26 protein-coding genes are annotated in these 26,439 nt (G+C 39.2%); 10 read left to right on the top strand and 16 right to left on the bottom strand.

Annotation, left to right across the window (positions count from 1 at the left end; translation table 11 throughout):
• Positions 1-83 precede the first annotated feature (83 nt).
• From ED622_RS02075 to arfB, 3 genes are all read right to left on the bottom strand, one after another.
• On the bottom strand, positions 84-1,724 hold the full coding sequence (locus ED622_RS02075; protein ID WP_122032305.1) for a DUF342 domain-containing protein: 1,641 nt from the start codon (positions 1,722-1,724) through the stop codon (positions 84-86).
• A gap of 109 nt (positions 1,725-1,833) precedes the next feature.
• A complete protein-coding gene (locus tag ED622_RS02070) occupies positions 1,834-3,753 on the bottom strand; it encodes an ATP-dependent DNA helicase RecQ (protein ID WP_122032304.1) in 1,920 nt (639 codons plus the stop codon).
• Positions 3,753-4,166 carry an alternative ribosome rescue aminoacyl-tRNA hydrolase ArfB gene (gene arfB, locus ED622_RS02065; protein ID WP_122032303.1) on the bottom strand — a complete coding sequence of 138 codons (414 nt, stop codon included), beginning with the start codon at positions 4,164-4,166 and terminating at the stop codon, positions 3,753-3,755. The genes ED622_RS02070 and arfB overlap by 1 nt, the downstream gene beginning before the upstream one ends.
• Positions 4,167-4,252: 86 nt before the next feature.
• On the opposite strand from arfB, the gene ED622_RS02060 reads away from it, so the two are divergent.
• The 5 genes from ED622_RS02060 to ED622_RS02040 all read left to right on the top strand — a co-directional run bounded on the left by ED622_RS02060 (position 4,253) and on the right by ED622_RS02040 (position 11,168).
• On the top strand, positions 4,253-4,609 hold the full coding sequence (locus ED622_RS02060) for a YibL family ribosome-associated protein (protein WP_122032302.1): 357 nt from the start codon (positions 4,253-4,255) through the stop codon (positions 4,607-4,609).
• Positions 4,610-4,753: 144 nt separating this feature from the next.
• Entirely contained in the window at positions 4,754-5,716 is a 963-nt protein-coding gene (gene rlmF / locus ED622_RS02055) for a 23S rRNA (adenine(1618)-N(6))-methyltransferase RlmF (RefSeq protein ID WP_122032301.1), read from the top strand.
• A 177-nt stretch (positions 5,717-5,893) separates the two neighbouring features.
• Positions 5,894-7,012: an efflux RND transporter periplasmic adaptor subunit gene (locus ED622_RS02050; RefSeq protein ID WP_122032300.1), complete on the top strand. Its 1,119-nt coding sequence runs from the start codon at positions 5,894-5,896 to the stop codon at positions 7,010-7,012.
• Position 7,013: 1 nt separating this feature from the next.
• The gene (locus ED622_RS02045) at positions 7,014-10,166 is read left to right on the top strand and encodes an efflux RND transporter permease subunit (RefSeq protein WP_122032299.1); all 3,153 of its coding nucleotides are present in this window, start codon (positions 7,014-7,016) and stop codon (positions 10,164-10,166) included.
• A gap of 204 nt (positions 10,167-10,370) precedes the next feature.
• The gene (locus ED622_RS02040; protein WP_122032298.1) at positions 10,371-11,168 is read left to right on the top strand and encodes a Cof-type HAD-IIB family hydrolase; all 798 of its coding nucleotides are present in this window, start codon (positions 10,371-10,373) and stop codon (positions 11,166-11,168) included.
• A gap of 81 nt (positions 11,169-11,249) precedes the next feature.
• Here the strand turns inward: ED622_RS02040 and ED622_RS02035 are convergent, their stop codons facing one another.
• Positions 11,250-12,800 carry a DHA2 family efflux MFS transporter permease subunit gene (locus ED622_RS02035; protein ID WP_122032297.1) on the bottom strand — a complete coding sequence of 517 codons (1,551 nt, stop codon included), beginning with the start codon at positions 12,798-12,800 and terminating at the stop codon, positions 11,250-11,252.
• Between the two features lie 21 nt (positions 12,801-12,821).
• Positions 12,822-13,841, bottom strand: coding sequence for an HlyD family secretion protein (locus tag ED622_RS02030; RefSeq protein ID WP_122032296.1), 1,020 nt, complete (start codon positions 13,839-13,841; stop codon positions 12,822-12,824).
• A gap of 809 nt (positions 13,842-14,650) precedes the next feature.
• Between ED622_RS02030 and ED622_RS02025 the strand changes: the two genes are divergently transcribed.
• Positions 14,651-14,989, top strand: coding sequence for a cytosolic protein (locus ED622_RS02025; RefSeq protein WP_122032295.1), 339 nt, complete (start codon positions 14,651-14,653; stop codon positions 14,987-14,989).
• 121 nt (positions 14,990-15,110) lie between these two features.
• On the opposite strand, the gene ED622_RS02020 is transcribed toward ED622_RS02025, so the two are convergent.
• Entirely contained in the window at positions 15,111-15,434 is a 324-nt protein-coding gene (locus ED622_RS02020; RefSeq protein ID WP_122032294.1) for a Fis family transcriptional regulator, read from the bottom strand.
• Positions 15,435-15,631: 197 nt separating this feature from the next.
• On the bottom strand, positions 15,632-16,069 hold the full coding sequence (locus ED622_RS02015; protein ID WP_162922421.1) for a PACE efflux transporter: 438 nt from the start codon (positions 16,067-16,069) through the stop codon (positions 15,632-15,634).
• Between the two features lie 138 nt (positions 16,070-16,207).
• Here ED622_RS02015 and ED622_RS02010 point away from each other — a divergent pair, with 138 nt between their 5' ends.
• The gene (locus ED622_RS02010) at positions 16,208-17,107 is read left to right on the top strand and encodes a LysR family transcriptional regulator (protein WP_122032292.1); all 900 of its coding nucleotides are present in this window, start codon (positions 16,208-16,210) and stop codon (positions 17,105-17,107) included.
• 42 nt (positions 17,108-17,149) lie between these two features.
• On the opposite strand, the gene ED622_RS02005 is transcribed toward ED622_RS02010, so the two are convergent.
• From ED622_RS02005 to ED622_RS01980, 6 genes are all read right to left on the bottom strand, one after another.
• Positions 17,150-18,577, bottom strand: coding sequence for an aspartate kinase (locus ED622_RS02005; RefSeq protein WP_122032291.1), 1,428 nt, complete (start codon positions 18,575-18,577; stop codon positions 17,150-17,152).
• 102 nt (positions 18,578-18,679) lie between these two features.
• Positions 18,680-19,066 carry an ectoine synthase gene (locus ED622_RS02000; RefSeq protein ID WP_061003912.1) on the bottom strand — a complete coding sequence of 129 codons (387 nt, stop codon included), beginning with the start codon at positions 19,064-19,066 and terminating at the stop codon, positions 18,680-18,682.
• Between the two features lie 14 nt (positions 19,067-19,080).
• Positions 19,081-20,346, bottom strand: a complete 1,266-nt coding sequence (gene ectB, locus ED622_RS01995; RefSeq protein WP_122032290.1) for a diaminobutyrate--2-oxoglutarate transaminase — start codon at positions 20,344-20,346, stop codon at positions 19,081-19,083.
• A 25-nt stretch (positions 20,347-20,371) separates the two neighbouring features.
• Positions 20,372-20,905, bottom strand: coding sequence for a diaminobutyrate acetyltransferase (ectA, locus tag ED622_RS01990; RefSeq protein WP_162922420.1), 534 nt, complete (start codon positions 20,903-20,905; stop codon positions 20,372-20,374).
• 251 nt (positions 20,906-21,156) lie between these two features.
• On the bottom strand, positions 21,157-21,582 hold the full coding sequence (locus ED622_RS01985) for a MarR family winged helix-turn-helix transcriptional regulator (RefSeq protein ID WP_122032288.1): 426 nt from the start codon (positions 21,580-21,582) through the stop codon (positions 21,157-21,159).
• Between the two features lie 5 nt (positions 21,583-21,587).
• Positions 21,588-22,226: a cytochrome b/b6 domain-containing protein gene (locus ED622_RS01980; RefSeq protein ID WP_122032287.1), complete on the bottom strand. Its 639-nt coding sequence runs from the start codon at positions 22,224-22,226 to the stop codon at positions 21,588-21,590.
• A 132-nt stretch (positions 22,227-22,358) separates the two neighbouring features.
• Here ED622_RS01980 and ED622_RS01975 point away from each other — a divergent pair, with 132 nt between their 5' ends.
• Positions 22,359-22,790, top strand: a complete 432-nt coding sequence (locus tag ED622_RS01975; protein WP_122032286.1) for a cytochrome c — start codon at positions 22,359-22,361, stop codon at positions 22,788-22,790.
• 59 nt (positions 22,791-22,849) lie between these two features.
• Here the strand turns inward: ED622_RS01975 and ED622_RS01970 are convergent, their stop codons facing one another.
• Entirely contained in the window at positions 22,850-23,467 is a 618-nt protein-coding gene (locus ED622_RS01970; RefSeq protein ID WP_122032285.1) for a LysE family translocator, read from the bottom strand.
• Between the two features lie 104 nt (positions 23,468-23,571).
• Positions 23,572-24,456, bottom strand: a complete 885-nt coding sequence (locus ED622_RS01965) for a LysR family transcriptional regulator (protein ID WP_122032284.1) — start codon at positions 24,454-24,456, stop codon at positions 23,572-23,574.
• A gap of 148 nt (positions 24,457-24,604) precedes the next feature.
• Here ED622_RS01965 and ED622_RS01960 point away from each other — a divergent pair, with 148 nt between their 5' ends.
• Positions 24,605-25,291 carry a cation transporter gene (locus tag ED622_RS01960; protein WP_122032283.1) on the top strand — a complete coding sequence of 229 codons (687 nt, stop codon included), beginning with the start codon at positions 24,605-24,607 and terminating at the stop codon, positions 25,289-25,291.
• Here ED622_RS01960 and ED622_RS01955 read toward each other — a convergent pair.
• Positions 25,272-25,715, bottom strand: a complete 444-nt coding sequence (locus ED622_RS01955; RefSeq protein WP_122032282.1) for an Lrp/AsnC family transcriptional regulator — start codon at positions 25,713-25,715, stop codon at positions 25,272-25,274. The two genes, ED622_RS01960 and ED622_RS01955, sit on opposite strands and share 20 nt — an antisense overlap.
• 108 nt (positions 25,716-25,823) lie before the next feature.
• On the opposite strand from ED622_RS01955, the gene ED622_RS01950 reads away from it, so the two are divergent.
• A complete protein-coding gene (locus ED622_RS01950) occupies positions 25,824-26,411 on the top strand; it encodes a LysE family translocator (protein WP_122032281.1) in 588 nt (195 codons plus the stop codon).
• Positions 26,412-26,439: the final 28 nt, after the last annotated feature.

Genomic DNA, 26,439 nt, shown 5'->3' with positions numbered 1-26,439 from the left:
TTCTACCCTGTTAGAGTAAATAAAAATAGCATTGAGCGTAATTGCCAATGCTATTTTTTTGTTTGTAGAATACTAAACGATGTTTATTTTTTGCCTATCATCACCGGTTCAATATCAATGTTATATCCAGAATAAGAAACCTTACTTGGGCTATACTCTCTTTTTGTCACTAGGTGCTCTGTATTGAATTGGATATCTACTCGTGGAAATATTTTATTCGTCACAAATATATTATTTTTCTTAAGGTTAGAGTTAAAAGAGGTTTGTTCTTGTTTTAATGCCGATCTTAACGTCAGTAAATCCTGATTGGATTTTTCTTTTGAACGGAGGATTTTTTCTGCTAATTCAGGGGATTGTCGTTCAATATTAATTTGTTCAATTTTTATGATTTGTGAACTTACATCATCATAGCGTTTTTGAAGTGCGTGAAGCGTCTCTTTGTGAGTATTAAAATCGTGGAAAGCATGGATTTTAGTATAAGCCCCACCTTCAATACCTAAGTTTGCAGTCTTAATAAAACCATTAGCTGTAGCCTTTCCTCCACTAATCGTGCCGTGTTTTTCTGTATTATCAATAACAAAAATAGAGCCTAAGGACTCAAGGATACAGTGGTTTGCATGCAGAGTAATATGAATGTCGTTGTGTGCCATTATATGTGCATTTTGAGCCAGTTTTGTTGTTACTTTCCCCTCAGCCGTGACACTACAAGTTAGTGGGTCTTCGTCCGCTACAGGTCGACCAATGATGCCATTCATCACGGTAATATCACCTTTTGCGTTTACTTCTGCATTTTCAATAAATCCGCCAACCGTAATACTTCCTTCTGCGGATACTTTCATGCCGGGTTCAATATCTTCCTGAACGAAAATACTGCCGTTAAATGAGACATGACCTGATGTTGCGTTAATACTTTTTACCGTCAGAAGATTATCAATAGCGATACCTGAGGCATGAATTAGAGGTGTACCATCAATATCAGCAACCAGTAAATTTGAATCGATTGGTGAGATAGAAGAACCAGGGTAAAGTTGAAAATCAGAATCTATTCCAAAAGTCGCTATGATGGGTTTCCCTGTGATAGTAAGACCGTTTGTCCCTGGAGTTGCTGGGATTCTTTTCATTAAAGGTGTATTTTTTTTAACGCTAATTACCTCACCGAGGTTTCGCATGTCTACATGCCCATCATCGGTTTCTTGTGGCTTTAATACACGTTCAAGAATATTAGGAACAAGTGATTTAAAAATAGTGTCTTGCCCTGCTATTGGTTCACGCCCAATAGCAATAATATCTGAAGCTGTTTCTCCTGGTGCGAGATCTTTGCTTTTTAGTAATAATGCTTTGAGGTTGTCTTTATTAATACCCTTTAAAATTTGTTTATTTGTTAGTTCTTCTATTATTAATGGGCCGCGTAATGGTACGCCTCCATAAGCACCTGTTACTGTCATTGTTGCTGTCATTTCATCTTCTTGTACCTCAATGGATAACTGCGCATCTAAACGTTGTGAGATTAGAGTTCCATTCACGTTAGATATATTTCCATTTTTAATCGATGAAATTATGTTTTTTATTTCACTATCAAAGAGATAATAGTTATTTGTGCCTGTATTTTTTAAGGCTTGATAAATATGAATTGCTTCAATTTGGTGGGGTAATTCAGTATGTTCAGGAAGAGTAAAATGTACGGTAGATTTGTTATCTGATAAGACTAAGAACTGCTCAATCATATTCTCTCCAAAGAAACTTTTATAGTTTATTGAAGAGAATATTATCACTTATAACGTATGGGGTTTACATTATGTGTTGTAAGTGCAAACAGACTCACAATTTATAAATTTAACCATTCAGTTTTCCAATTAATTCAAGCACTTCAAAAAATGGTTGAGACTCAAATTTTGCGTAACCTGACATTTTATTTGCTTTTATTTTAGTCGTCAGTGGTGTTGGAATACCGCATAAAAATCGAGCAAAAACGGCATTGGCTAATGGGTCTTTACTGTTGTTTTGTAGCTCTTGGCACCAATGTTTTACTTGTTCATCATCAGCAATAAAATGAGCAGTATCTCTTGGTAAATGAGCGCCTTCAGAGCGACAAGCTGAGCAGTGACCACATTGTTCTGGTGCATTAAAGTCGGCAAAATAATTCGCTAAAGAATGACTTAAGCAAGTTTTAGTTTCAAAGAAATCAAGCATCGCATGAATTCGCTTAATTTCGCTTTCTTCTTTATTTTTAAACAGTTGGTGTTGTTCTTGAGAAAGAACATGAGTACTTTCTACTTTATTGAGTACTTGATAAACCTCAGTCATTAATTTGCTTTCAAGTTCTATCCAACCTTGTTCATGGAAATAATCTAGTGCTGCAATTACGCGTTTACGCTCCCCTTGGTATCCCATCCAAAGCGCATCAAAATCAACTGTGTGCCATGTTTTGGCTTTTGGCGAACACTGAAAAATAGTCGATACAAAATGCTGACGTTCTGTTTGAAATTTAGCAAGAATGTCATTAATTGGAATTAAGGTTTTGAATCGATAGTCCGCGTAATAGCTGAACTTTGCTTGAATGATCTTTTTGAGCTCTAAGTACACCAGTAATGTTTTTAAAGGCAACTGACGAACATTACTGTCTTTAGATAAACGAAGTAATTGGGTTTCCCATGTATCAGAAGATTTATAAATATCATCCAGTACATATTGAATCGCTTCTCTATCAGGCGTATCACCATAAACAAAGTTTTCTAACACGTTTAAGCCAGACGTATTCGCTAGGACAGTACAAAAAGAAGGATTACCGTCTCGTCCTGCTCGCCCAATTTCTTGAGAGTAGTTTTCAATCGATTTAGGTAAATCAAAATGGATCACTTGACGAATATCTGATTTATCAACACCCATACCAAAAGCAATCGTCGCAACAATGCAATTGATCTCACCATTCATGAATTGATGCTGTATCGTCTCTCTGATGTCGTGCTTTAACCCTGCATGATAGGCTTTTGCTTGGATGCCATTACTTTGCAGCCATTGAGCTACGTTTTCAGCGGTTTGTTGTAGCGTGACATAAATAATACTTGGTTGATTTGGTCTCTGTTGAAGTGTCGCATAAAGAGCTGAGCGCTTTTGTTCTTCTTCAACAGGAATAATGGAAATATCTAAGTTCGGACGATAGAAACCCGTAATCACAATATCGTCTTTTTCAATTTTGAATTTTTTACTCATGTCTTCAATAACGGCAGGCGTTGCTGTTGCCGTCAGAAGTAAAACATGAGGAATATTTAACGCCTCTCTATCTTGAGGTAGTTTAAGATAATCTGGTCTAAAGTTATGACCCCATTCAGAAATACAGTGAGCTTCATCTACCACTAATAAAGAGATATTAATTTGAGCAATGAATTGACGAAAGCGTTCATTCTTCAAGCGTTCCACTGAGATCATTAAAATCTTAATCTCCCCGTTTCTAACCCCTTGTAAGATGGCTTGGGTCTCTTCACGAGTTTGAGTCGAGTCAATAGACGCCGCTGAAATGCCTTTACTTTTAAGAAAAGTAATCTGATCTTTCATCAAAGCGAGTAAAGGGGAGATAACAAGCGTGAGGTTAGGCAATAATAGTGCGGGTAATTGATAGCACAAAGATTTTCCTGAACCCGTCGGAAAAATAGCAGCAGACGAGTGACCATCAAGCACTTTCTCGATAACTTGTTGTTGGCCGCCTCTAAGAGAATCAAAGCCAAAAACCTCTTTTAATGTCTGCTGATACGTCATTAGTAATCTACCTTTTTTCTCATACTTTTAGTTTGGCCGCGTTGGGTTTTGTTATCTACTCGTTTGCGCTGAGAGTTGCGTGTTGGTTTTGTCTCTCGACGTGCTTTTTGCGTCTCAGCGGCCGATTGAATTAATTCTTTTAAACGTTCCAGTGCATCATCTCGATTTTTTTCTTGAGTTCTAAACTGTTGCGCTTTAAGTACTATTACCCCTTCCTTAGTGATACGACTATCTTTCATTTTTAATAGTCGTTCTTTATAGAAGGCAGGTAACGTCGATCGTGCAATATCAAAGCGTAAGTGAATGGCACTTGAGACCTTATTCACATTCTGTCCACCCGCACCTTGTGCCCGAATTGCAGTCAGCTCTATTTCCCAATCGGCTAATTCGACTTGGTTTGAAATGGTTAACATGTAATAAACCTATGATCGTTGTTCTAATAGAGGTTATACTATCAGGTAGCGTCGATACGCACCATTTTCAATACAAAGGTAATTTCATGAGTGTAAAAGAAGAACTGCAAAAAATTCATAACCGTTTAGATCGTTGTAAGCACCGTTTAGATGCTGCACGAAAGCGTGACGATCAGCCAATCGTTAAACAGTTTTTGCATGAAATCCAAACGCTAGAAAAGAAAGTAGCAAAATTAAATGGTAAAAAGCAGTTTGAAACAGGTAATAAGGGAACAGAAGTTCGCAACCTTGAGTTCAAACGTGCAATTACTAAAGCAGAACAAGCTGATATGGGTAAACTGAAAAAATCAGTTCGCGGTTTAGTTGTTGTACACCCAATGACTGCGCTTGGTAAAGAGCTAGGACTTAAAGAAATGACAGGGTTCGCACCACAAGCGTTCTAATAACTTTTCATTTCAGACTAAAAACACAAGTATGTGTTGAAATATAAATAGCCATGATATCGATAAGAGCATGGCTATTTTTTTAAGTAATTCATTCATACATCAGCTATGATGTCCGCTATTATTCATTATCAGTAAACTTACATGACTCATTCTAAATCTGCTCCTACAAAAACACCGATGCATCCTCGTAATAAACATAATGCTAATTATGATTTTCCTGCGTTGATTGCAACATCTCCTGAACTGAAAGCATTTGTTGAAACGAATCAATATGGTAATGAATCAATCAACTTTTCAGATCCTCTTGCTGTTAAAGCATTGAACAAAGCACTGTTAGCGCATTTCTATGATGTACCATTTTGGGATATCCCAGAAGGTTACTTATGCCCACCAATTCCTGGCCGTGCGGATTACATTCATAACATTGCTGATTTACTTGCAATCACTAATGACGGTGAGATCCCAACAGGTAAAAACGTTCGTGGTTTAGATATCGGTGTTGGCGCTAACTGCGTGTACCCTATCATTGGTCACCGTGAATACAAATGGAACTTTGTTGGTTCTGATATTGATGTTCAAGCACTAAAAATGGCGTCGTTCATTGCGAACAACAACCCAAGCCTGAAGAAGGGTATTGAGTGTCGCCAGCAAAAAAATGAAGAGAATATCTTTAGAGGTGTTATCAAGCCACAAGATGAATTTGCGTTCACTATGTGTAACCCTCCGTTCCATGCATCAGAAGCAGAAGCAACAGCAGGTTCAGAGCGTAAGCAACAGAACTTAGCGACAAATAAATCGAAGAAAGGTCACGCTTACAATGAATTAAAAGGCGTGAAAAAACTGAACTTCGGTGGCCAAAAAGCAGAACTTTGGTGTGAAGGTGGTGAGCTTGGCTTCATTACTCAAATGGCGAAAGAAAGTTGTGAATTTGCACTGCAAGTTCAATGGTTTACAACATTGATTTCTAAGAAAGAAAACGTAGAAGCTTTACATCAAGAGCTTGCACGATTAGGTGTTAAAACTATTAAGACGGTTGATATGGCTCAAGGCCAGAAAATAAGCCGTTTTGTTGCTTGGACATTCCAAGCGAATGTAAATTTGTAAGCTTTTAGATTTCGATTTAATTCATTATCTATCAATGGGTTAGTTGTAAATCGTTTCTAAATTTGACTAAACGTAAATTGCAGACACATTCAGTAACAATCTCTGCAATTTAACATTAATAATTTCAACCATTTAACTGTCAGAATATGCAGAATCCGACAGTTAAATGGTTATTTTATGAAATCTAAAACTCTTCTTGCTTCTTTAATTAGCGCAGCTTTACTTGTAGGCTGCAGTGATGAAGCGACGACTAAAACGGCTCCTCCAGCGCCTCTTGTAGCAGCTCATACCGTTGAATCAATTCAATATCAACAAGGTAAAACTTATATTGGTCGTATTGAAGCAATGGAAGATGTGTCTATTGTTGCCCAAGTTTCTGGTTATATTCAGTCTCGCTCGTTCAAAGAAGGCCAAATGGTTGAAAAGGGCGATGTACTTTTCCAAATAGATCCCTCTACCTTTGAAGCTCAAGTAGCCAATGCCAAAGCGGGTATAACCCAAGCTAATGCGGCACTCAAAAAAGCACAGTTAGATTTTGAACGTGGTCAGAACCTGCTTCCAAAAGGCAATATTAGTAAAGCTGAATTTGATGGTTTAACTGCACAGTTATTAAGTACTGAAGCACAAGTTGAATCGGCTCAAGCCCAGCTACGAATTGCTGAAGTGAACCTGTCTTATACTCGCATTATTGCGCCATTCTCTGGGCGTATCAGTGACAGCAAAGTCAGTCTTGGTGATCTTGTTTCTCCTGCTTCTGGTGCATTAACAACTCTAGTGAGCTTAAACCCAATTCATACTCGTTTTACTATTAGTGAGCGTGAACGTTTATTGATGGGGATCGATCAAGTGAAAGGCGATGGTACTGGTGCATCAAATCAAGTTGAAGTGGTACTGAATCTTGAAAATGATAAAGAATATAACCACTTAGGTAAGATTGATTATATTGGTAACCGTATCGACCAAACAACAGGCACATTAACCCTTCGTGCTTTGGTTCAAAACCCTGATTTCACATTACTGCCCGGTCAACATATCAACGTCAACCTACGTGAAAAGAAACCAACCAATGTAATTGTTACCCCTCGACGTGCGGTGCAAAGTGACTTAGAAGGCAGCTTTGTGATGATATTAACGGAAGGAAATATCGCAGAAAGACGCAATGTGACCTTGGGTAAGCAGTTACCAGAAGGGGTGATCATTAGCTCTGGTTTAGAAGCAAATGAGCAAGTACTGGTTAAAGGATTGCAGCGTGTTCGAAATGGTGTTCAGGTTCGTTTAGAAAATACGGAGTCTTAATATGTTAAGTCGTTTTTTTATACAGCGTCCTAAATTTGCTCTGGTTATTTCTATTATTCTCACTCTTGCCGGAGCGATTGCGCTAGCCATTCTTCCTGTGGCGGAATATCCAAAAATCAGCCCACCTTCGGTAAGCGTGAATGCGTACTACACAGGGGCAAGTGCAGAGGTAGTAGAACAGGCCATTGCCGATCCAATAGAAACCTCGGTCAATGGGGTTGAGAACATGATTTATATGTCCTCAAAAAGTGCCAATGATGGGTCGTACTCCCTTAACGTTACCTTTGATGTGGGTACCGATCCCGACATGGCTCAGGTTAACGTTCAGAACCGTGTGGCGCAGATTGAATCTAAATTGCCACAAGAAGTACGCATGGTCGGTGTCACCGTTAAAAAGCGCTCACCTGACTTATTGATGGTACTGAACTTCTACTCGCCAGAGGGTAAGTATGACGATCAGTTCTTGGTTAACTACGTTAATTTGAATATCAAAGATCAGTTAGCGCGTGTTACCGGGATCAGTGAAGTGGGTGTTCTTGGTGGTGGTGAATACGCAATGCGTGTTTGGCTCGACCCAGATAAAATGACTAACTTAGGGTTAACAACCTCTGATGTACATGCCTCACTAGCGGAGCAAAACGTACAGGTTGCTGCAGGTAAAATTGGTGCAGCGCCTTATGCCAGTGCGCAAGATGTGCAGTTTAACTTGGTAACAAAAGGGCGTTTAGAATCAGTTGAAGAGTTTGAAAACGTCGTACTTCGTGCAAATAACGATGGTTCATCAGTTTATCTAAAAGACATTGCTCGTGTTGAGTTAGGTAAAAAATTCTACGATGGTAATGGTCAATTTAGAGGAAAAGATGCCTCTATCGTAACCTTATCTTTGCAATCCGATGCTAACGCATTAGAGAGTGGAAAAGCCGTAATGGAGATGCTGGATAAACTCAGCGTTACTTTTCCTGAAGGCTTAGCGTATGAGACCAGTTACGACACGACCTTGTTTGTTGCAGAATCAATTAAAGGGGTTATTAAAACCTTAATTGAAGCGATTTTATTGGTAATCGCGGTAACGTATCTGTTTTTAGGAAGTGCGCGTGCCACTCTAATTCCAGTCGTTGCCATTCCTGTTTCGTTAATTGGTACGTTTGCAGTCATGCTTATGACCGGATTTACCATTAATACCGTGACCTTGTTTGGTCTTATCTTGGCCATTGGTATCGTGGTGGATGACGCCATTTTGGTTATCGAAAACGTCGATACCATCATGAAGCGTGATCCCTCGTTAAGCCCAAGAAAAGCGACGTTAATTGCGATGAAAGAAGTAACCGGCCCAATCATTACCTCTACCTTGGTTCTGCTTGCGGTGTTTATTCCGGTAGCAATGCTTCCGGGTATTACGGGTATCATGTATCGCCAGTTCGCATTAACCATCTGTATTGCGGTAATTATCTCATCGATTAATGCCTTAACACTGTCTCCTGCATTGTGTTCTTTGGTGCTTAAACAAGGTGGTGATAATACCGCTCGTTGGTTTAAAGCCTTCAACCGTGGCTTAGATAAAGTGACCAATAAATATGGTGATATTGCTGGCTTTTTTGTTCGAAAAACAATGATATTGATGATGTTCTTTGCTGTAGCGCTTGGCTCGGTAACGTACCTTGCGAAAAACACATCAACGGCATTTGTTCCTCAAGAAGATAAAGGGATCTTACTGGTTAACGTGCAGTTGCCAGATTCAGCATCACTTTCTCGTACTGAAGAAGTGTCTGCAAAATTACTAGAGATTGTAGAGCAAGAGCAGGGTGTAGATGGCGTTACCATCGCCAATGGTTATGCGTTCTTAACGGGTGCAGCGGCATCTAATGGTGCTTCTTTATTCATTAAATTAAAGCCTTGGGATGTTCGTAATGAGATGGAAGGGGATAACTCTTCATTCGCAATTACCAATCGCATTAATGGTCGTGCTGCAATGGAACTACCAGAAGCAGTGATCTTTGCGATGGGTGCACCTGCCGTTCCGGGTATGGGCGCAGCCTCTGGTTTTGAATTTGTGCTGGAAGATACGTTAGGTCGTAATCGTACTGATCTTGCTAATGTAATGAATGAGGTGATCCAGACAGTAAATAAGCAGCCTGAAATCCAATACACATTCAGTACCTTCCGTGCCAATGTTCCGCACTACTATGTAGATATTGATCGTGAAAAAGCCAAACAACTTGGTGTATCACTTGGTTCTATTTTCCAAACGCTGCAAGGTAATTTGGGGTCGATGTACGTCAATGACTTCACCATGTTTGGTAAGAACTTCCGCGTAACAATGCAAGCGGACAGTGAGTACCGTAGCAGCATGGATGATTTAGATAAATTCCACGTGCGTGCGAGCTCGGGTCAAATGGTGCCATTAAGTACATTAGTGACTTATGACACGGTATTTGAACCTGATGTAGCGTGGCGTTACAACATGTATCGTTCAGCCGTTATTCAAGGCCAACCTGCTGAAGGCTATTCAAGTGGTGATGCGATTGCTGCAATGGAGCGTGTTGCCGCTGAAGTGCTCCCTCATGGCTACCAATACGAGTGGACAGGCATGGCTTACCAAGAAGTGAAAGCGGGTAACCAAGCGATTTATGCATTTGCTTTAGCCCTGATCTTTATCTATCTATTTATGGTGGCACAATACGAGAGTTGGAGTATTCCACTTGCGATCATTTTAGTGGTTCCTGTGGCGACATTAGGATCCTTTGTGGCCTTGAATTTAGCCGGAATGCCATTGAATCTATACGCTCAAATTGGTTTGGTTCTCTTAATCGCGCTGGCCGCAAAAAATGCCATCTTGATTGTAGAGTTTGCGAAAAACGAGCGTGAAGAGAAAGAGACGGATTTGGATAACGCATCAGTAAATGGCGGTCGTCTACGATTCCGCGCGGTTAACATGACATCGTGGTCATTCATCTTAGGTATTCTACCATTGGTGTTTGCATCAGGTGCGGGTTACATCAGCCAAAACTCTCTGGGTGTGTCACTGATTGGCGGCTTACTGTGTGTATTATTGGTCGGTACGCTACTTATCCCTGGTTTCTATGCCATGGTACAACGCCGTCGTGAGAAACTGCATGGTGGCAGTACCAAGCTTGTTCATATTGATGATGAGTAATTTTACGATACATTGAAATTAACGCATTATGCGATTAAATCAAAAGGGGCCTTCGAGGCTCCTTTTTTATTTACAAAAAGAGTGATATTAACCTCTCATTTTGCACTAGAGTGGTTCGGTTCAAATAATCTGAAGGTATATACTCTTTTGTCATTATCACGCCTCAGCGCATTCAATTTTCCAATTTATTCTGAGTATTAATCAATGCAAAAACACAACGTAAAATTTATTGCTGCCGATATGGATGGCACGCTACTTAATGAACAGAGCCAATTAGACCCAAGTTTCTTCGATTTGTATAAACAACTAGAAAACAAAGGCATTATGTTTGCCGCAGCGTCTGGACGTCAATACTACAGCTTATTAGAAACCTTTGAGCCAGTGAAAGATCGCATGATGTTCATTGCAGAGAATGGCACGCTAGTGATGCATCAAGGTAAAGAGCTATACAGTTGCTCGATGGACATGCCGTCGATCATTAACATCATTCAAACAGCGCGTTCAATCGAAGGTACGCAGATTGTACTTTGCGGAAAAAACTCAGCCTATATTGAAACCCAAGATCCAAAAGCGTTGGCTGAGTTTTCAAAATATTATCAACGTTGCCAATATGTAGACGATCTTCTTGCGGTTGATGATGAGTTTATCAAAGTGGCGATTTGTCATTTTGATGGTACAGAAGAACATGTCTATCCAACCATTAACGCTAAATTTGGAGAGACTCACCAAGTGGTGGTGAGTGCTAAAATTTGGTTAGATATAATGAATGCAGAAGCCTCAAAAGGTGCCGCTATTAAACATCTACAAAACACACTTGGCTTTAGTTTTGAAGAGACAATGAGCTTTGGTGATTACTTAAATGATTTAGAAATGCTGCAAGAGAGCTACTATTCTTATGCGATGGAAAATGCGCATCAACAAGTAAAAGAGACGGCCCGTTTTATGGCACCAAGTAACAAAGAGGCTGGCGTGTTTACGGTGATTAAAGAGAAAGTGCTATAAAAATCAGAATTTGAATAGTACGGATTGAATAGAATGCCATAAGTTGATACTCACCAACTTATGGCATTTTTTATTGAATTATCAGGCTTCTTTTATCTCTTGCTCTTGGTTTACCATCTTTTTCTTAAACAATGCTATAAAAGGAATAAGCAGTAAATAAGAGACCAAGATAAAACCAAAGGTAGAAACAAACGCCATCATTGTCGATTGCTGGTGCAACAATGCTTGGATGTGCGCTAAGAACGAAGGATCCGTTATTTGAAGCCCTTGAGAGTGAGCCGCTTGCTGTAATGCCGGATTACTGAGCGTTAGATCCCCACCTAAAGCGTTCCATTCCTGTTGTTCCATACGACTGAAGTAAGTATTCACTATTGAAATACCAAATGACCCCCCAATGGTACGGAACAGGTTAAACACCACCGCGCCACTCACCGCATCTTGTTTTGATAGCGTAGAGTACGCCAATTGACTTAATGGCGAGAACACCAAACCCATACCTGCGCCTTGAATAATACTTGGGAATAGAATCCAAAACATATCGATATTTAATGAGTATTTTATCATTAAATAAGTACCGTAAGCATTGAGCAGTAAGCCAATGACAATCAATACTTTCGCATTCAGTTTATCCATGTAACCGGCGAGCATCACTAACACAATGGCAGAGGTTAACCCTCGTGGCGCCATAGCAAGACCCGTAGTATCAACAGGGTAGTTTAATAATTGCTCTAACATCATTGGTTGCAGCTGGGTAATACCAAACATTCCCATAGCAAAAGCGCCCATAACTAAGCATGATACGGCTAAGTTACGGTCTTTTAATAACCATACGGGAGCAATATCCCCTTTGATTTTAAACGAACGGCGAACAAAATAAGCAATAGAAATAGCACTAATGATTGAAGAGAATAAAATCAAATTAGAGCTAAACCAGCCTTTTTCATTCCCCTGATCGAGCACCATTTGCAATAAACCAATCCCTAGTGCCATACCAATCACAATCGGCCAGTCGATCTTTGTTGGTCCTTTATTTTCAATCTTCACATAAAAGAAAATCAGAGATAAACAGATAAGACCAACAGGGAGATTGACATAAAATATCCAACGCCAATCCATATTCTGAGTAATTATACCACCCAATGTTGGGCCAAGAATGGGGCCGAGTAATATCCCAACACTAAACAATGCCATCGCTTTACCACGTTGTTCTGGAGGATAAATTTGGATCATAATCGACTGTGATAATGGAATAACAGAGGCACCAAATGCCCCTTGCATGATCCTAAACGTCACCATTTCAGCCAATGAATCAGCCTGACCACATAACGCAGAGGTGATAATAAAACCAGACACCGAAATTAATAGTAGTTTTCGAACCCCGACTTTTAACGCGAGAAAGCTGGCCAAAGGAATGAAGATAGCCTCAGCCATTGAGTAGGAAGTTAGCACCCAGGTTACTTGCTCTGAAGTGACTCCTAATGCGCCCATCATGTGTGGAAGGGCAACATTAGCAATTGTCATATCAAGCAATACCATGATGGCTGAAAGCATAATCGCGAGGGTGACTAAAGTTCGTTTAGAGTCGCCTTTATCCTTCAAGCTTTCTTCTGCCGGTGTAATGACATTAGTCATGATGGTTTCCTTTTTTGCCGGTTATTTCGCTAGAGGCGCTAATGTATCAACCGTTACCGATGCGCTAGCACCAACACGTAAAGGAAATTTCAGTTTGTTTTGGTCATTATCAAGTTTTATGCGAACCGGGAAGCGTTGCGGTACTTTTACCCAGTTGCCCGTTGCGTTTTCAGGTGGCAGTAATGAAAACGAAGCGCCACTGGCAGGAGAGATAGCCTCAATCACCCCTACATACTTAACGCTAGGATAAAGATCTAAGGTGATAGTGACTTTCATGCCTTTTGTTACACGGCCAACATGAGTCTCTTTAAAGTTGGCTTGAACCCAATAAGAGTTTGCCTCGACAAGAGGAGTTAAAGCTTGCCCAGGAACCACAACACTACCAGGATGAACTTGAACTTTACCAAGCGTACCATCGTGATCTGCAAATATATTTGTGTAAGACAATGATAAGCTAGCCTGACTTAATGCGGCTGCCGCTTTTTTAACTTCAGGTGATGCATCACCTTTTGCACCTTGAGATTTGATGAGCTGAGACATGCGTGCTCTTGTTGCGGTAACATTGTTTTCTGCGGATGATAATTTTTGACGGGCATCATCTAAGTTTTGTTCAGGCAGTAAATTTTTCGCCGCTAATTCTTTGATTCTTTTATATGAAATTTGAGCGTCGCTAAGGGTTGCCATTGCACTTTTTACATCTGCACTGGCAGCTAATATTGCGTCATCTGTTGCAGCGTTATTTGATGTTGCCATCTCATAGGCTGCTTTTGCTTCATCGAGTTTTGCTTGGTATGGGGCAGGGTCAATTTGTACTAATAAATCGCCCTTACTTACCGAGGCATAATCAGTCGCGTTACTAGCGATGATTTTGCCACTGACTTGTGGTGCCACATATACAATGTTGGCATGAACATAAGCATCATCAGTACTTGGAAATTGTTCTTGATGCTTAACGTAGAAGTATCCGGCGGTAATTAGTCCAGCTGCGATACAGCCAGCAGCAAGTAAGTTTCGAGCGAAATGAGTGTTTTTATTGTTCATGTTAAATCCTAACTTACTGTATTTTCTTATTTAGGAATAAATCACAGAATATTAACATCATGAATAAATATAAGGTTAAACATGTTGTTAATTTAAAGTGAATAGTAAATTTATATAAGTTTGATTATATTTATTGTTGTTATACATAAATTAGAATAATTAAATTATGTGTAACTTCTAGAATCTGTATATTATTATATGGATATAAATAAAGTGCTTGGTTTAACTAACCGCAGTCTATATAAACTATGGACAGTCTTAGATCAAAGAGTATCAATTCATTTATAATAAAGAGTTAAATATCACTTTTGATGTATTAACAGTCAGGTTTTGCAGTGCTTCCGACGTTTTTTAAATTCTGAAGTGACTATGTGGTACTGGTGGTTTTAGGTGAAAACCTTGGATAGGAATGTTCTTTGATAAAACAAGAAATAGGTTTCTGCTGTATTATTTTTCATGTTCATATTATCTATGTTTTTAGGTTAGGTTCCTGATTCTTTATTTAGAATGTTCCTCATTTTGCAAAATGTCTAGCGATAAATATAAATAAGATTTTAAGTTATCACTTGGTAAATAAAAAACTTGTACCCTATAATATAAAGCAAACGTTTATATTGGTATCTTATTTTTTGAAAATGAAGAAAGTTGATCTCGCAGTTAAATTCTTACGTTAGTCTTGTGTTTGTTGTTCAGATGGCCTAGCTAATGTCCGGAAATGGCACAGAATTACTGCCTTTAGTAACTAAATATCTACTACGATCTCACCTGATAGTGATACAATTTCCGCACCAGAATAACCGAGAAACTTTATGTTTATCCATCATGTTAACGACATCGACTGGCTGGTGATTACAGCTTTTGAAGAACTGAAAACGATGTTCATCGAAGAAGCCGGTGCGATCCCTTCTTGCTTCTCTACCGCCAGTGAATTGAGCTTGATTGCTCAAGCTAAGCGTACTTATGGATACTTGCCTACATTCAGCGGCGTAATCACCGATACAGGCACTTTTCAAAGTCAGGATAACGAAGAAGATTTGCTTCCACAGCTTGCTTGCCTAGTTGAGGGGCGCGGTCGAGTACTTATCTATCACGGCGGCTTTGTGGCTTTTGTGGATGACGAGCAAACCTTTATTACAAGAATGGACTGAAAATTATTCAGTAAGTTGAAATCGGTGAATTGGCACCCTTACTCAGAGGGCTGACATTAGCCTTCAGGCTTTATATCAAAACTCGTAATATAAAGCCTTAGCTCCCCACTAGAAACTCGATTCACTTTCTTTGATGAGCGCCCTCGTGATTTTCCTTTGTATCGTAACTGATGTGCTTATCTACGTTCTTTAGTTGGACTCCAGCCTTATTAAACGCCTTTTGGATAGTGGTTGAAACATGAAGCTGGTCTTCTCCCATTAAAAAATTTGCTCTATCTTGATTCGTTTCGAATACGCAGACGATTTTTAAGCTCTCTGGAAAAGAAGAAAATTTGACCGTATGAGTCACCCAAAGAAAACCATCGTAGCCTTTTAACGTATCTTCACAAACTTCGGTTAATACATATCTAATTTGATTTTCTATCTTCTTATCTGATTTACGCATAAAGCAAACCTCCTATTCAACATCTTTAAAAAGTTTTCGGTCAACATTGTCTTAAACGATATTGAGCACTGTGGCTGTTTCAAATGCAAAGTATTTAAAGTCACACAGTGTGGAGGTGTAATTGTAGTGGTCAAGTAAAACGACCCACCAATCAGCGGGTTGTTTACTATCTGGTTCTCTACATCACCTTCAATGCATTATGCAGCGATCGACTCATCTCTCGCCATTCTTCTCATCAATACAGCTCTTACATTGTCATATACCCAGTTAAAGGTGAATGCGTAAATGGTGATAAAAATAGTCACGCCAATATCCATCACAAACGCTTCCCAGGTGCCTACGTTTAATAAGTAAGCCATAACGGGAACAGTTGCGAACAATAATCCTAATTCAAACAAAACAACGTGGAAGATACGCAAAGACAGGGTGCGCTGTGTTTTCTCGCCAGTGAAGAATTGATCGAAAATCCAATTGTAAATAAAGTTCCAGATCATCGCGATAGTGGCAACAACTATCATAGTTCCTGATAGGACAGTAACATCGTGATTAGTAAAAATAGTTAACCCAAGAATAGACAGAGATACCGCCAATACCTCAAATAATACAGCGTGGAAAATACGTTCAGTTGTTTTCATAGCGATGACTCTTAATTATTATTGATACATTTAAAAATAATGAATCAGCGATTATAGAGAGCGAATAAAATAGATAAAGTTAACAGTCATCACGAATCGTGATAGTTTGGTGTTTAATCCAATTACTAAGCTAATGCCATGTACAGTTTTGAGCAATTGAAAATCTTTGTCACCGTGTGTGAGTGCGGCTCTTTCTCTGCTGCCGCTCGCCAATTAAAGCGCGCTCAATCCGGTGTGAGTCAGGCTATTGCCAATTTAGAGATCTCAATTAACCAAGAGTTGTTTAATCGTGATAAAAACACGCCTGTGCTAACAGAGAAAGGCAGAGCGTTATTGCCGATTGCTCAATCTATTTTGCATCAACAAAAATACTTTGACCAAAAAGTTGAATCGTTAGAAAGAGAGCACGAATATGAGTTAGTCATCGCCATTGATGAGAGCTTAATGAATGACGATGTATTACAAATATTGGCGGCATTGGCAGATAAGTTTCCTGTGACGGATTTTGAGATCATCACAACCTCAACCTTTGATGTTGAAGAGTTAGTAAAAAAAGGCAAAGCCCAAGTAGGGATTGTCTATGCAGATGGCGAGCTAAAAGTGGACATGGATTTCTTTACTCTAGGTCATGTGCGCTTTCTGACGGTAGTGTCTCCAGAGCATGATCTAGCCAGTTTGCCTGTCGTGAATGATGCGGCATTGAAAGGACATCGACAATTAGTACATCGTAGCTCAAAACGAAAAGAATTGTGGTTCAGTTATGGGATAAGCTCAAAGTTGTGGTACGCCAATACGCATCAAACTTTGATGGATCTTGCTTGTAAAGGGGTTGGTTGGACGATAGTACCAGAACACAGCGTAATGAGTTTGCTAGATCAAAATAAGCTAGTGGCGCTGCCGATTGCTCATGAATTTGATGGTTGGTTTACCCCAATGGGTTGCTTGGTATCGCGCAGTCATGTTTTTGGCCCTGTATTAGAAGAGTTATTGTCCTCTTTACAAACGATTAGCCAAAAAAAACCGCCAGCTCATCATTAATGAACTAGCGGTTGAGGGTTTATTTACACTGTAAAACGGAATTTAAGCGACTTGTTCAGTTTTTACTTGTGTGGTGGCTATATCTTCACAAAACTCGTGGTGTAGTGCTCGAATAGCATTTTGATAGTCTTGATCGCTTACTACAAATTGCACGTTTACGTTACGCATAGAAGCGTGCAGGGCTACAGGGGTGACGTCATTATTCATCAATGATAAAACCCCTTTTGCTAATGCTTTGTTGGTATCAATCTGAGAGCCAATCACCGAAATTAATGCCACCATACGACCTTTAATAGAGGCGTTTGGATAGCGTTTTTCTGCTTTGTATAACAACTTATTCAGGTTTTCAGTGCTACCGCCAAGATAATAAGTAATTGAATTTGCATTCATTTCTTTACCAATTAAACTAACTTGTGCGTCTGAGATAATTTCCATTAACTCATAACCGACATTATCCACTTGGCCGACCATTGCTTGATCAAACAGATGTAAGGCAAACACTTTTTCTTTACCTGCAATGATCTCGACTTTGTTGGTTTCTGGTTGGTAATCTGATGAGATCAATGTGCCTTTGTGCTCTGGCTCAAACGTATTTTTAATCTGAATTTCAATATCGCTCTCACGAAGCCCTGCCGCTGCATTAGGGTGAATAGCTTCCATTCCTAAGCTTGCTAATTGATCAGCAACATCGTAATTGGTGCGTCCAATTGGGAATACTTTATCTGTGCCTACAACACGCGGATCAGCTGAGCTTAAGTGATATTCTTTATGGATAATCGCCAAATCAGCATGAGTAAGTGAGGCGATGCGGCTAAAGGTCATTTCACTGTAACCACGATCGTATGTGCCCATTAAGCCTTCTTTGCAATAGGCATAGCCAGTAACAATTGGCAGCTCTGTGGTGACATCTATATCTTTAAATACATCAGTGATGGTTTCATCTAATGTTCTCGGAGTTTGGTTGTCCCAACCAGAGAGATCGACGAACTTCGCGTTAATTCCAACGGTTTTTAGCTTTAATGCCGTGTTAAAGGCGCTGTGCGCTTCACCAATAGAAGATAGAAATTCACGAACTTGAGGTAAATAGCGACGTAATGAAAATTGACCGTATTGACAGGTTTCAAGAATATTAGAAATACACGTTTTAGCTTCATCAATTCGTGAGCAAATGAATTTATCAGCTCTTAATCTGTTCAAAGGGTCAATAAATAGATGTTCATTGGTTAATAGCATACGATTTTTCACATACTCTAATGCTTCATCCCAGCTATCATCACGTTTAGCGATAAGCTTATAAACACCTGGTTTGCCTGTTTTCTTACATTCAAGCAATGAATCGGTAATGCCGCCATAGGCAGATACAACAAAAACACGGTTATATGGATTTTGAGGGCGAAGAAAGATGTTGTCTAAAACGGCGTCAAACGCAGTCATAGAAGTACCGCCGATTTTTTCTACGGTATAAGTCATGAAGAAGTCCTTTTTGACTTTAAAGAGAGTATCAACTTGGATCTTTATGGATCCAAGTTGATATTTATACCATCCTAAATAAATACTAAGGGGATTTAGTGTTTAATCTAAGATAGGGTAAACGCCGTTTTTATCGTGAACTTCAGCACCAGTGATCGGTGGATTGAAGACACACGCCATGACCATTTCTTTGTCTTTATAAGCACGTAAGAAGTGTTCGTCATGCTTATCAAGAATATACAAAGTGCCTGGTTTTATTGGGTAGGTTTCGCCGCCAATAACTTCGATCTCTCCTTCACCACTCATACAATATACCGACTCTAAGTGGTTCTTGTAGTGAATGTGAGTTTCTGTGTTTTCATAAATAGTCGTAATGTGGAAAGAGAAACCCATGTTGTCATTCTTCAACAACATTCTTACGCTTTCCCATGTTTCTGATGCTACGCGTCGTTCGCTATCACGACATTCGTCTAGTGTTCTAACAATCATTGTTTCGTCCTTGATTAAGATGCTTTTTTGAAGTGTTTTTCTGCAATATTGTCAATTGCGTTTTCAAAGATGGTTAGACCCTCTTCTAGCTCTGACTCAGTGATCGTCAGTGGGCAGAAGAATTTAACAACTTCATCAGATGGACCTGCAGTTTCAATGATCATGCCGTTCTTAAAGCAATCTTTAGCGATATCACTTGAGATAATGCCGTCTTTACACTCAATACCAATCATCATGCCGCGACCTTTTTGCTGAACAAACAGCTTAGGGTAGCGTTTTACGGCACGAAGAATGACATCACTGACTTTTTGAGAGATCTGTTTAATATGCTCTTCAAAATTTGAATTTGACCAGTAAATCTCTAGTGCTTTTGCAGCAGTAATGAAAGCGTGATTGTTACCACGGAAAGTACCGTTATGCTCACCTGGTTTCCATTCATCTAATTCTGGTTTTAGTAAGACAACCGCCATTGGTAAGCCGTAGCCACCAATAGATTTAGATAGCGTAACCATATCTGGTTTAATACCTGATGGTTCAAAACTGAAGAAGGTGCCAGTACGACCACAGCCAGCTTGGATATCATCAACAATCATTAGAATATCGTTGGCTTTACAAATCTTGCTTAAACGTTGTAACCATTGATTTGATGCGACGTTTAATCCACCTTCACCTTGTACAGTTTCTAAAAGCACAGCAGCAGGTTTATCTAGACCACTTGAGTTATCAGATAGCATGGTTTCAAACAGGTTAAGGCCATCGATATCGGCATAACCTTCAAAAGGAATGCGAGTGATGTTGTTTAAGCTAAAACCTGCACCTTGGCGATGGTGTTGATTACCTGTCGCTGCTAATGCTCCTGCAGTACACCCGTGGAAACCATTAGTGAAGGCGACAATGTTAGTTCGATTGGTGACTTTACGTGCCAGTTTTAAAGCGGCCTCAACGGCATTGGTTCCGGTTGGACCGGTAAACTGAACCTTATAATCTAGATTTCTAGGTTCAAGAATATAGTTATTCAATGCATTCAAGAAAGTGGCTTTTGCACTTGAGTGCATGTCTAAGCCGTGCGTAATACCATCTGTTTCGATGTATTCAAGTAAAGCTTGCTTTAAGACTGGGTTGTTGTGACCGTAGTTGAGTGATCCGGCTCCAGCAAGGAAGTCTAAGTAACGTTCGCCGCTTTCGGTTTCTAGCCAACATCCTTTTGCTTTTTGAAAGATAACTGGAAAACTGTTTGAGTATGAACGTACTTTTGATTCTTGCTTCTTGAAAATATTCATGATGAGTCCGTTTATGATTCCTATTTTATTTTAGAGCGATACGATACAAATATTCAGTATCGTGCTTGCCTTTGAAATGAGCTTCTTTGTCTAGAAACGTAGTCACTTCACCTCGGTTACCATGCTCGGCATCCAGCTTTTTAAATAGCGACCAAGAGGCGTCGTTGGCTTTGGTGATCGTTGTTTCTAAGAATTCTGTGTGCTTGAGGTTTTTTCGCTGTAAAAGCTCATTTAGCATGGAGTAAGCTAAACCTTTACCTCGGTAGCGAGGAGAGACTGCGACTTGCCAGATGAATAATGTTTTTGGGTCATCAGGCTTATGGTAACCAGAGATAAAACCAGCAAGGTTGCCGTCTTTCTCTGCTAAAACGCAGGTCTTACTGAAATGTGTAGATTGAAGGAAATTACAGTATGAAGAGTTGATATCAAGAGGGGGACACTCGGTGATCAATGCATAAACATCGTCACCGTCTGTCCTTGATGGTTCTCTAAATGTCCATTTTTTGCTGGGTTCAATATCCATGCTTGAACACAAGATTCTGGGCGCTGCAATAGTCATATGTAAATACATATCCTTTGTACTCTAATTAAATTCCTTTTTATTATGGGCATTTTTAGAGATGCAAAGGCAAGCTAATCACAAAAAAAGCGTGTTTCTTAGCCGTTTAATGCGACATTGATCTCACTTTTATGTTTTTATTTAGTTAGAGTTCTATGTATTTTGTTGTGTGAAATAGATCAATTTCGTGTTTTTTTATAAAAAAATAGCCCATTCTAGTGGGCTATTTATCGTGTTTTGTTAGAGATAATTTATACAGCAGCGACCATTTTCTGCAGTAATCGAATCATCTCTTTTTGCTCCTTTAGATCAAGAGAGCTAAGCACTTCTTTATTCACCTTCACAGGGATCGGCAAAAGTGTTTCTTTTAATGCTCGGCCTTCATCTGTGAGGTAAATACGAAATGAACGACGGCTGTTGGGATCTGCTTGTCGCTCAACAAGGCCAAGTTTTTCTAATTTATCTAATGTTCGTGTTGTTGTGGAGTTTTCCACTTTTGATTTTTCAGCAATATCACGTTGAGTTACTCCTTCTTCTTCCCATAAACACATCATGGTTGGCCAAAGAGCAACAGTTAAACCGTGCTGTTTTAATTCTGCTTCGAAATTCTTTGAGGCTTGGTTGGCAATAACGTTAATCATCCATCCAAAGCTGCTTTGACGATCAAATTCTTCCATTGTGTTTAAACTCCTGCGCTTACAACTATTGCAATGGTAACTAATCCGGTGGCAATAAGCACCAATAATGCACGTCTATTTGATACAAACATCAGGTTCGACGAGGCTTGATTTTCTGTCAGTTTCTTCTGTACGCCAGAGATCATTGCCCAAACAAGTGGTTTTGAGCGTAGTTTATAAAAGAGAATAGCAATTAAGTGCAAGATGACTAATGCCGGTAGTAAACGTGCACATATTCCATGCAGGGTAACGAAAACATCAAAGACATCATCATTTAAGACGATATCAGCGTAAGGGATGTGATCGAATAACCCCGCTAACGCTATGCCGGTAATACATTGAATAAATAAGGTACAAATTAATCCGATAACCATCCAAGATCCAGCTGGATTATGGCCTATTTTTGATGGTTCTTTTCCTGATAAATAACGAATGGTACGTTTTGGGGAAGCAATAAATTTTTTAAAACGACTCGTATCACTGCCGATAAATCCCCATACAATTCGCCACATAATAAGAGTAAATAGCGCTAAACCTAAATAGATATGTGGCCCTTCACCGTTAAAGCCACTTGCGGCTAATCCGATAAAAAGCAGTGCTTGAAGCCAATGATATATGCGTGTTGGTAAATCCCAAATCTTCATTTTCTTGTTCCTAATTGATGGATGTTTTAACTAACGGAAAACAATTTACATCACAATAGTTGCATGAGCAATTATTGTGATGTAAATTAAATGCAACTTGAAGCGAGACAGACATCTATTAGAGATAAAGTAATGAAAAAATTAGTACTTAGTTTATGTGTTTTACTACCAAATATTGCATTTGCTCAAGCGAGTGTTGACCTCATTAATACAAGACAACAGGCTTTTGTACATATCGAAAATCAATCAGAGCAAGTTGAAGGCATGATTGATGAAGATGCACCTAAGTGGAACGAAATTGAATTGATCAGCCATGAACTTTCTAAACATAGCCAATTACTAACTACAGCATTTCCGGAAGGTAGCCAAGATGGCAGTAAAGCAAAAGAAGCGATATGGAATAAACCTGAAAAGTTTAATCAATTGATGCAAGAGATGGATAGTGGCTTTGTTCAACTTTATCAAGCAAGCCAACAACAAGATAAGGCATTAGCAGAAGTGGGTTTAGAGCAAGCACAAGATACTTGTAATGCGTGTCACCGTTCTTACCGTTCACGTTTTTAAGTTAAAAAAAGGGTTGAAGATATGCTCACTTCAACCCTTATTAACGTTTTAGAACGGTATTAGTTAGTCAGCGCTAACTTAGCCCCAAAACCAACCAATAAAGAGCTTAAGCCATACTTAAGTAAGTTAGAGAATGCTTTGCTTTCTGCTATTACGGTTCTGAATTTAGCCGCAAAAACAGCAATGCAAATAAACCACATTAGCGCAATGATAGCGGTTGTTATTCCCAGCATTCCTATCATCGAAGGCGATGAGGTTTCAGGTGTTAAAAACTGAGGAATGAAAGCAACGAATGTCAGACAAACCTTAGGATTTAGCGCATTAGTAAGTATGCCTTGGCGGTATACTTTTAAGTCTGAAACACGATTAGCTTCTTCAACTTCACCGATCCCACCTTTAGCGGTAAACATTTTAAAGCCGATATAGCATAAGTAAGCTGCACCAATGTATTTAATGACAGTAAAAGCCGTCGCTGACGATAGCAATAAAGCACTTAAACCAATAACAGCTAAAAAGGTATGAAATAGAACCCCAGTAGCGACACCGAAAGCGGCATATATACCAGTTTTAGCTCCGCCTCCTAAGGCTCTTGAAAGGACAAAAAAGAAATCAGCGCCAGGCATTGCGCAAAATGCGAACATGCCAGCAATAAATAGAAGATAGGTTTCAATGCTCATAATGATCCATGTATCTAGGTATTAAAGATGTATGTTTTCTAAAAAGCTCAACTGAGCTTGAGAATTGCCGCTAATTTACTTCTTATTGAGCAATATATAAACCGTTATTCTGACACTTCGAGTAAATAATCTTCAACTTGCTCAGATAACCAATCAATAATTACGCCACGAGGCATACTTGTTTTTGTCATTTCTGCAAAAGATTGCCAGTTCATTGCTCGATTATGCTTTAACACTTTCAAAGTACCATCACGTAAATGCTCATTAATTAATAAAGCAGGAACTGATGACCACCCTGTTTTATCTAATACTGCATTTCGTAGATGCTCATAAAAAGTCAGAGCAATGTACTTACTTGATTTAGGTTCAGTCACCATTAATTCATCTTCATCAATGTAGTTCATTATGATTTCAGTATTACTTTCTAAATCGGTTCTACTGACTTTTCTAAGTTGGCTTAATGGATGATCTTTATGTGCAACAGACATTAAACGGATCTGGCCTAGTTCGTTTTGTTGAACATGCATCAACTCATTATTAATTGGCAGTAAACCATAAGCGACATCAACAATATTTTGCTCAACCATTTCTTCTAATTCAGGAGAAGGAGCAACATAGATTGAAATACTTGTGCTTGGAAATTTACGACTCATTCGGCCTAAGATCTGACGCCAAATCGTCTCAGGTAAAGCATCGTCACGTACAATTCGAATGGTTGATGCAACCCCATGATTATATTGAAAGCATTTATTCTCGATGTCATTACTGATGAGTGAAATTCGTTGGAAATCGTGAACTAAAGACTCCCCAATTTCTGTAGGAGTAATTCGATTACCTGTGCGATTTAACAGAGTAACGCCTAATTCGTCCTCGAGAGTATTGAGTGCTGCACTGACAGTGGTACGACTTTTCTGAAGCTTACGTGACGCTTCTGCGATTGACCCAAGCTCAACAGCATATAAGAACATCTCAATTTGACTGGTTTTCATTATGTATACCCGATAAAGAGGACAATAAAAGATGAAAAAACACTAGCGACGAATAAGTCGACGCTGACTGATTATCCTATCACCAATTTTAGATATATGATGCGTTGTATAAATAAAAAAGACGAAAAATAAGTCGATGGAGAGCAAAATGTCATATTCAATTAAGAAAGAAAGGCAATTATTATTGGCCTCAACGTTTTCAGCGTTGTTGTTTGCCATGATAGGAATTGTATTAGGTACACTGATCCATTCATTAGTTATTGTGTTTGATGGTGTCTATTCATTAGTTAGTTTATTTTTAACATTAGTGTCATTAGGTGCGGTGTTCTACATTCGAAAAGAAGAGGTAGCGAAAAACATTAAGCGCGTTAAGGTAATTGAGTCTGCTGTGATTTTAGTTAAAGGGATCGCAATTACCTTAATGTGTGTATTGTCATTTATTGCCGCAGTTCAAGCGATAATGCAAGGTGGTCGTGAAGTAAATACTGGTGTCGCACTCGCTTTTGGTGTGTTTAGCATGATCGGTTGTTATGGCAGCTATTGGTTAATGAAAACCCAAGGGGAAGAGGTTAATTCGGCACTAATCGATGCAGAAGCAAAGCAATGGTTAATGGATACCGTTATTAGTGCCGCCGTTTTTGTTGGCTTTATGATTGCGAAAATATTATTACTAACATCACACGCGCATTATGCTCAACTAGCCGATCCAATCATGGTGGTATTGGCTTCAATTTACTTCATCATAGTACCTGTAAAAATGGTTATTAATTCAGTAAAAGAGTTACATAAATTAAAAAACCATTCATTGGTAACCACTAAGTTCGCTCGTCCTTAGGGGAATCCATAACAACTAAGGTTCCGATTGAGTTGACCTGAGAGATCTCTCCAAGTACGTTTGAATGAAACTGCTTATAAGATGAGAGGCTCTCAGTCTCAACACGTAATAGATATTCATTTGCTCCCGTAATATTGTGGCATTCTGTCACTTCTTTAGACTCCATTATCTGAGCTTCAAAATCTTTTTGTGATTTTTTACTGTGATTAGATAATCCAATTGTCACATACGCAACAAATCCCACTCCGCATTTTTTTGGATTCAATACCGCTCGGTAGCCTTGAATCGTTTCATTTCGTTCTAATTCTTGTACTCGTCGAAGTGTGGCTGATGGTGATAATCCAATGCGCTCTGACAGCTCCACATTAGTTAATCGACCATTTCTTTTTAACTCTTGCAATATTCTTTCGTCAAACCTATCCATAGCGACTAATCCTTGCGTATTAAATTTATTTTAAGCAAATATAGACAGAAAATTTACTCAGTCTCGCATTAAGATACAAGCAGAATTTATTTTTATAAGATGTTTATTATGGATTACACCTATTTACTTGCTTTAACCACATTTGCTTTTGTTGGCGCGTTTACGCCTGGTCCAAATAACATCATGTTGATGACTTCTGGGGCGAACGTTGGTTTTGTGAGAACTATTCCTCATATGCTGGGTGTGATCTTCGGTTTTGCGTTTATGCTGATATTAGTAGGATTTGGTTTGGTTCAAATTTTTCAGACCTATCCACAACTAGAGAAAGCATTACAAATTATCAGTGCTGTCTATTTATTATATTTGGCGTATAAAATTGCGAGCAGTAAGCCTGTAGATAATATTAATGGCGATTATAAACCGATGTCTTTTTTACAAGCCGCGAGCTTTCAGTGGATCAACCCAAAAGGCTGGTCAATGGCGTTATCGGTAATGAGTATTTACGCGACCAGTGCTGATATGTTTAGTGTGTTTCTGATCGCATTCGTGTTTATTTGTATTAATGTACCAACCGTTAGCTTTTGGACTGCCGCAGGAAAGCAGTTACAAAAAAGATTAACGAAACCGAGTCATTTGAAAATGTTTAACTACAGCATGGCAGGGTTGTTAGTTGGTTCTATGGTGATGGGGTTTTAATTATTTCTAGCGGATTGCCTTGTTAATA

The organism is Aliivibrio sp. EL58, assembly GCF_900312675.1.
Classification (GTDB): Bacteria; Pseudomonadota; Gammaproteobacteria; order Enterobacterales; family Vibrionaceae; genus Aliivibrio.
The sequence above is the reverse complement of the archived record's forward strand: the minus strand, read 5'-3'. Positions and strand labels throughout refer to the sequence as shown.

Bases quoted from the DNA above. Each gene is read 5' to 3' on its own strand.
- ectB (WP_122032290.1), bottom strand. From the start codon at position 20,346: ATGAATATTTTCAAGAAGCAAGAATCAAAAGTACGTTCATACTCAAAC.
- ED622_RS01955 (WP_122032282.1), bottom strand. From the start codon at position 25,715: ATGGATAGGTTTGACGAAAGAATATTGCAAGAGTTAAAAAGAAATGGT.
- ectA (WP_162922420.1), bottom strand. From the start codon at position 20,905: ATGACTATTGCAGCGCCCAGAATCTTGTGTTCAAGCATGGATATTGAA.
- ED622_RS02000 (WP_061003912.1), bottom strand. From the start codon at position 19,066: ATGATTGTTAGAACACTAGACGAATGTCGTGATAGCGAACGACGCGTA.
- ED622_RS02015 (WP_162922421.1), bottom strand. From the start codon at position 16,069: ATGAAAACAACTGAACGTATTTTCCACGCTGTATTATTTGAGGTATTG.
- ED622_RS02030 (WP_122032296.1), bottom strand. From the start codon at position 13,841: ATGAACAATAAAAACACTCATTTCGCTCGAAACTTACTTGCTGCTGGC.
- ED622_RS02045 (WP_122032299.1), top strand. From the start codon at position 7,014: ATGTTAAGTCGTTTTTTTATACAGCGTCCTAAATTTGCTCTGGTTATT.
- ED622_RS02040 (WP_122032298.1), top strand. From the start codon at position 10,371: ATGCAAAAACACAACGTAAAATTTATTGCTGCCGATATGGATGGCACG.
- ED622_RS01960 (WP_122032283.1), top strand. From the start codon at position 24,605: ATGTCATATTCAATTAAGAAAGAAAGGCAATTATTATTGGCCTCAACG.
- arfB (WP_122032303.1), bottom strand. From the start codon at position 4,166: ATGTTAACCATTTCAAACCAAGTCGAATTAGCCGATTGGGAAATAGAG.
- ED622_RS01985 (WP_122032288.1), bottom strand. From the start codon at position 21,582: ATGGAAGAATTTGATCGTCAAAGCAGCTTTGGATGGATGATTAACGTT.
- ED622_RS02035 (WP_122032297.1), bottom strand. From the start codon at position 12,800: ATGACTAATGTCATTACACCGGCAGAAGAAAGCTTGAAGGATAAAGGC.
- ED622_RS02075 (WP_122032305.1), bottom strand. From the start codon at position 1,724: ATGATTGAGCAGTTCTTAGTCTTATCAGATAACAAATCTACCGTACAT.
- ED622_RS02060 (WP_122032302.1), top strand. From the start codon at position 4,253: ATGAGTGTAAAAGAAGAACTGCAAAAAATTCATAACCGTTTAGATCGT.
- ED622_RS01950 (WP_122032281.1), top strand. From the start codon at position 25,824: ATGGATTACACCTATTTACTTGCTTTAACCACATTTGCTTTTGTTGGC.
- ED622_RS01965 (WP_122032284.1), bottom strand. From the start codon at position 24,456: ATGAAAACCAGTCAAATTGAGATGTTCTTATATGCTGTTGAGCTTGGG.
- ED622_RS02020 (WP_122032294.1), bottom strand. From the start codon at position 15,434: ATGCGTAAATCAGATAAGAAGATAGAAAATCAAATTAGATATGTATTA.
- ED622_RS02050 (WP_122032300.1), top strand. From the start codon at position 5,894: ATGAAATCTAAAACTCTTCTTGCTTCTTTAATTAGCGCAGCTTTACTT.
- ED622_RS02070 (WP_122032304.1), bottom strand. From the start codon at position 3,753: ATGACGTATCAGCAGACATTAAAAGAGGTTTTTGGCTTTGATTCTCTT.
- ED622_RS01975 (WP_122032286.1), top strand. From the start codon at position 22,359: ATGAAAAAATTAGTACTTAGTTTATGTGTTTTACTACCAAATATTGCA.
- ED622_RS02010 (WP_122032292.1), top strand. From the start codon at position 16,208: ATGTACAGTTTTGAGCAATTGAAAATCTTTGTCACCGTGTGTGAGTGC.
- ED622_RS01980 (WP_122032287.1), bottom strand. From the start codon at position 22,226: ATGAAGATTTGGGATTTACCAACACGCATATATCATTGGCTTCAAGCA.
- ED622_RS02025 (WP_122032295.1), top strand. From the start codon at position 14,651: ATGTTTATCCATCATGTTAACGACATCGACTGGCTGGTGATTACAGCT.
- rlmF (WP_122032301.1), top strand. From the start codon at position 4,754: ATGACTCATTCTAAATCTGCTCCTACAAAAACACCGATGCATCCTCGT.
- ED622_RS01970 (WP_122032285.1), bottom strand. From the start codon at position 23,467: ATGAGCATTGAAACCTATCTTCTATTTATTGCTGGCATGTTCGCATTT.
- ED622_RS02005 (WP_122032291.1), bottom strand. From the start codon at position 18,577: ATGACTTATACCGTAGAAAAAATCGGCGGTACTTCTATGACTGCGTTT.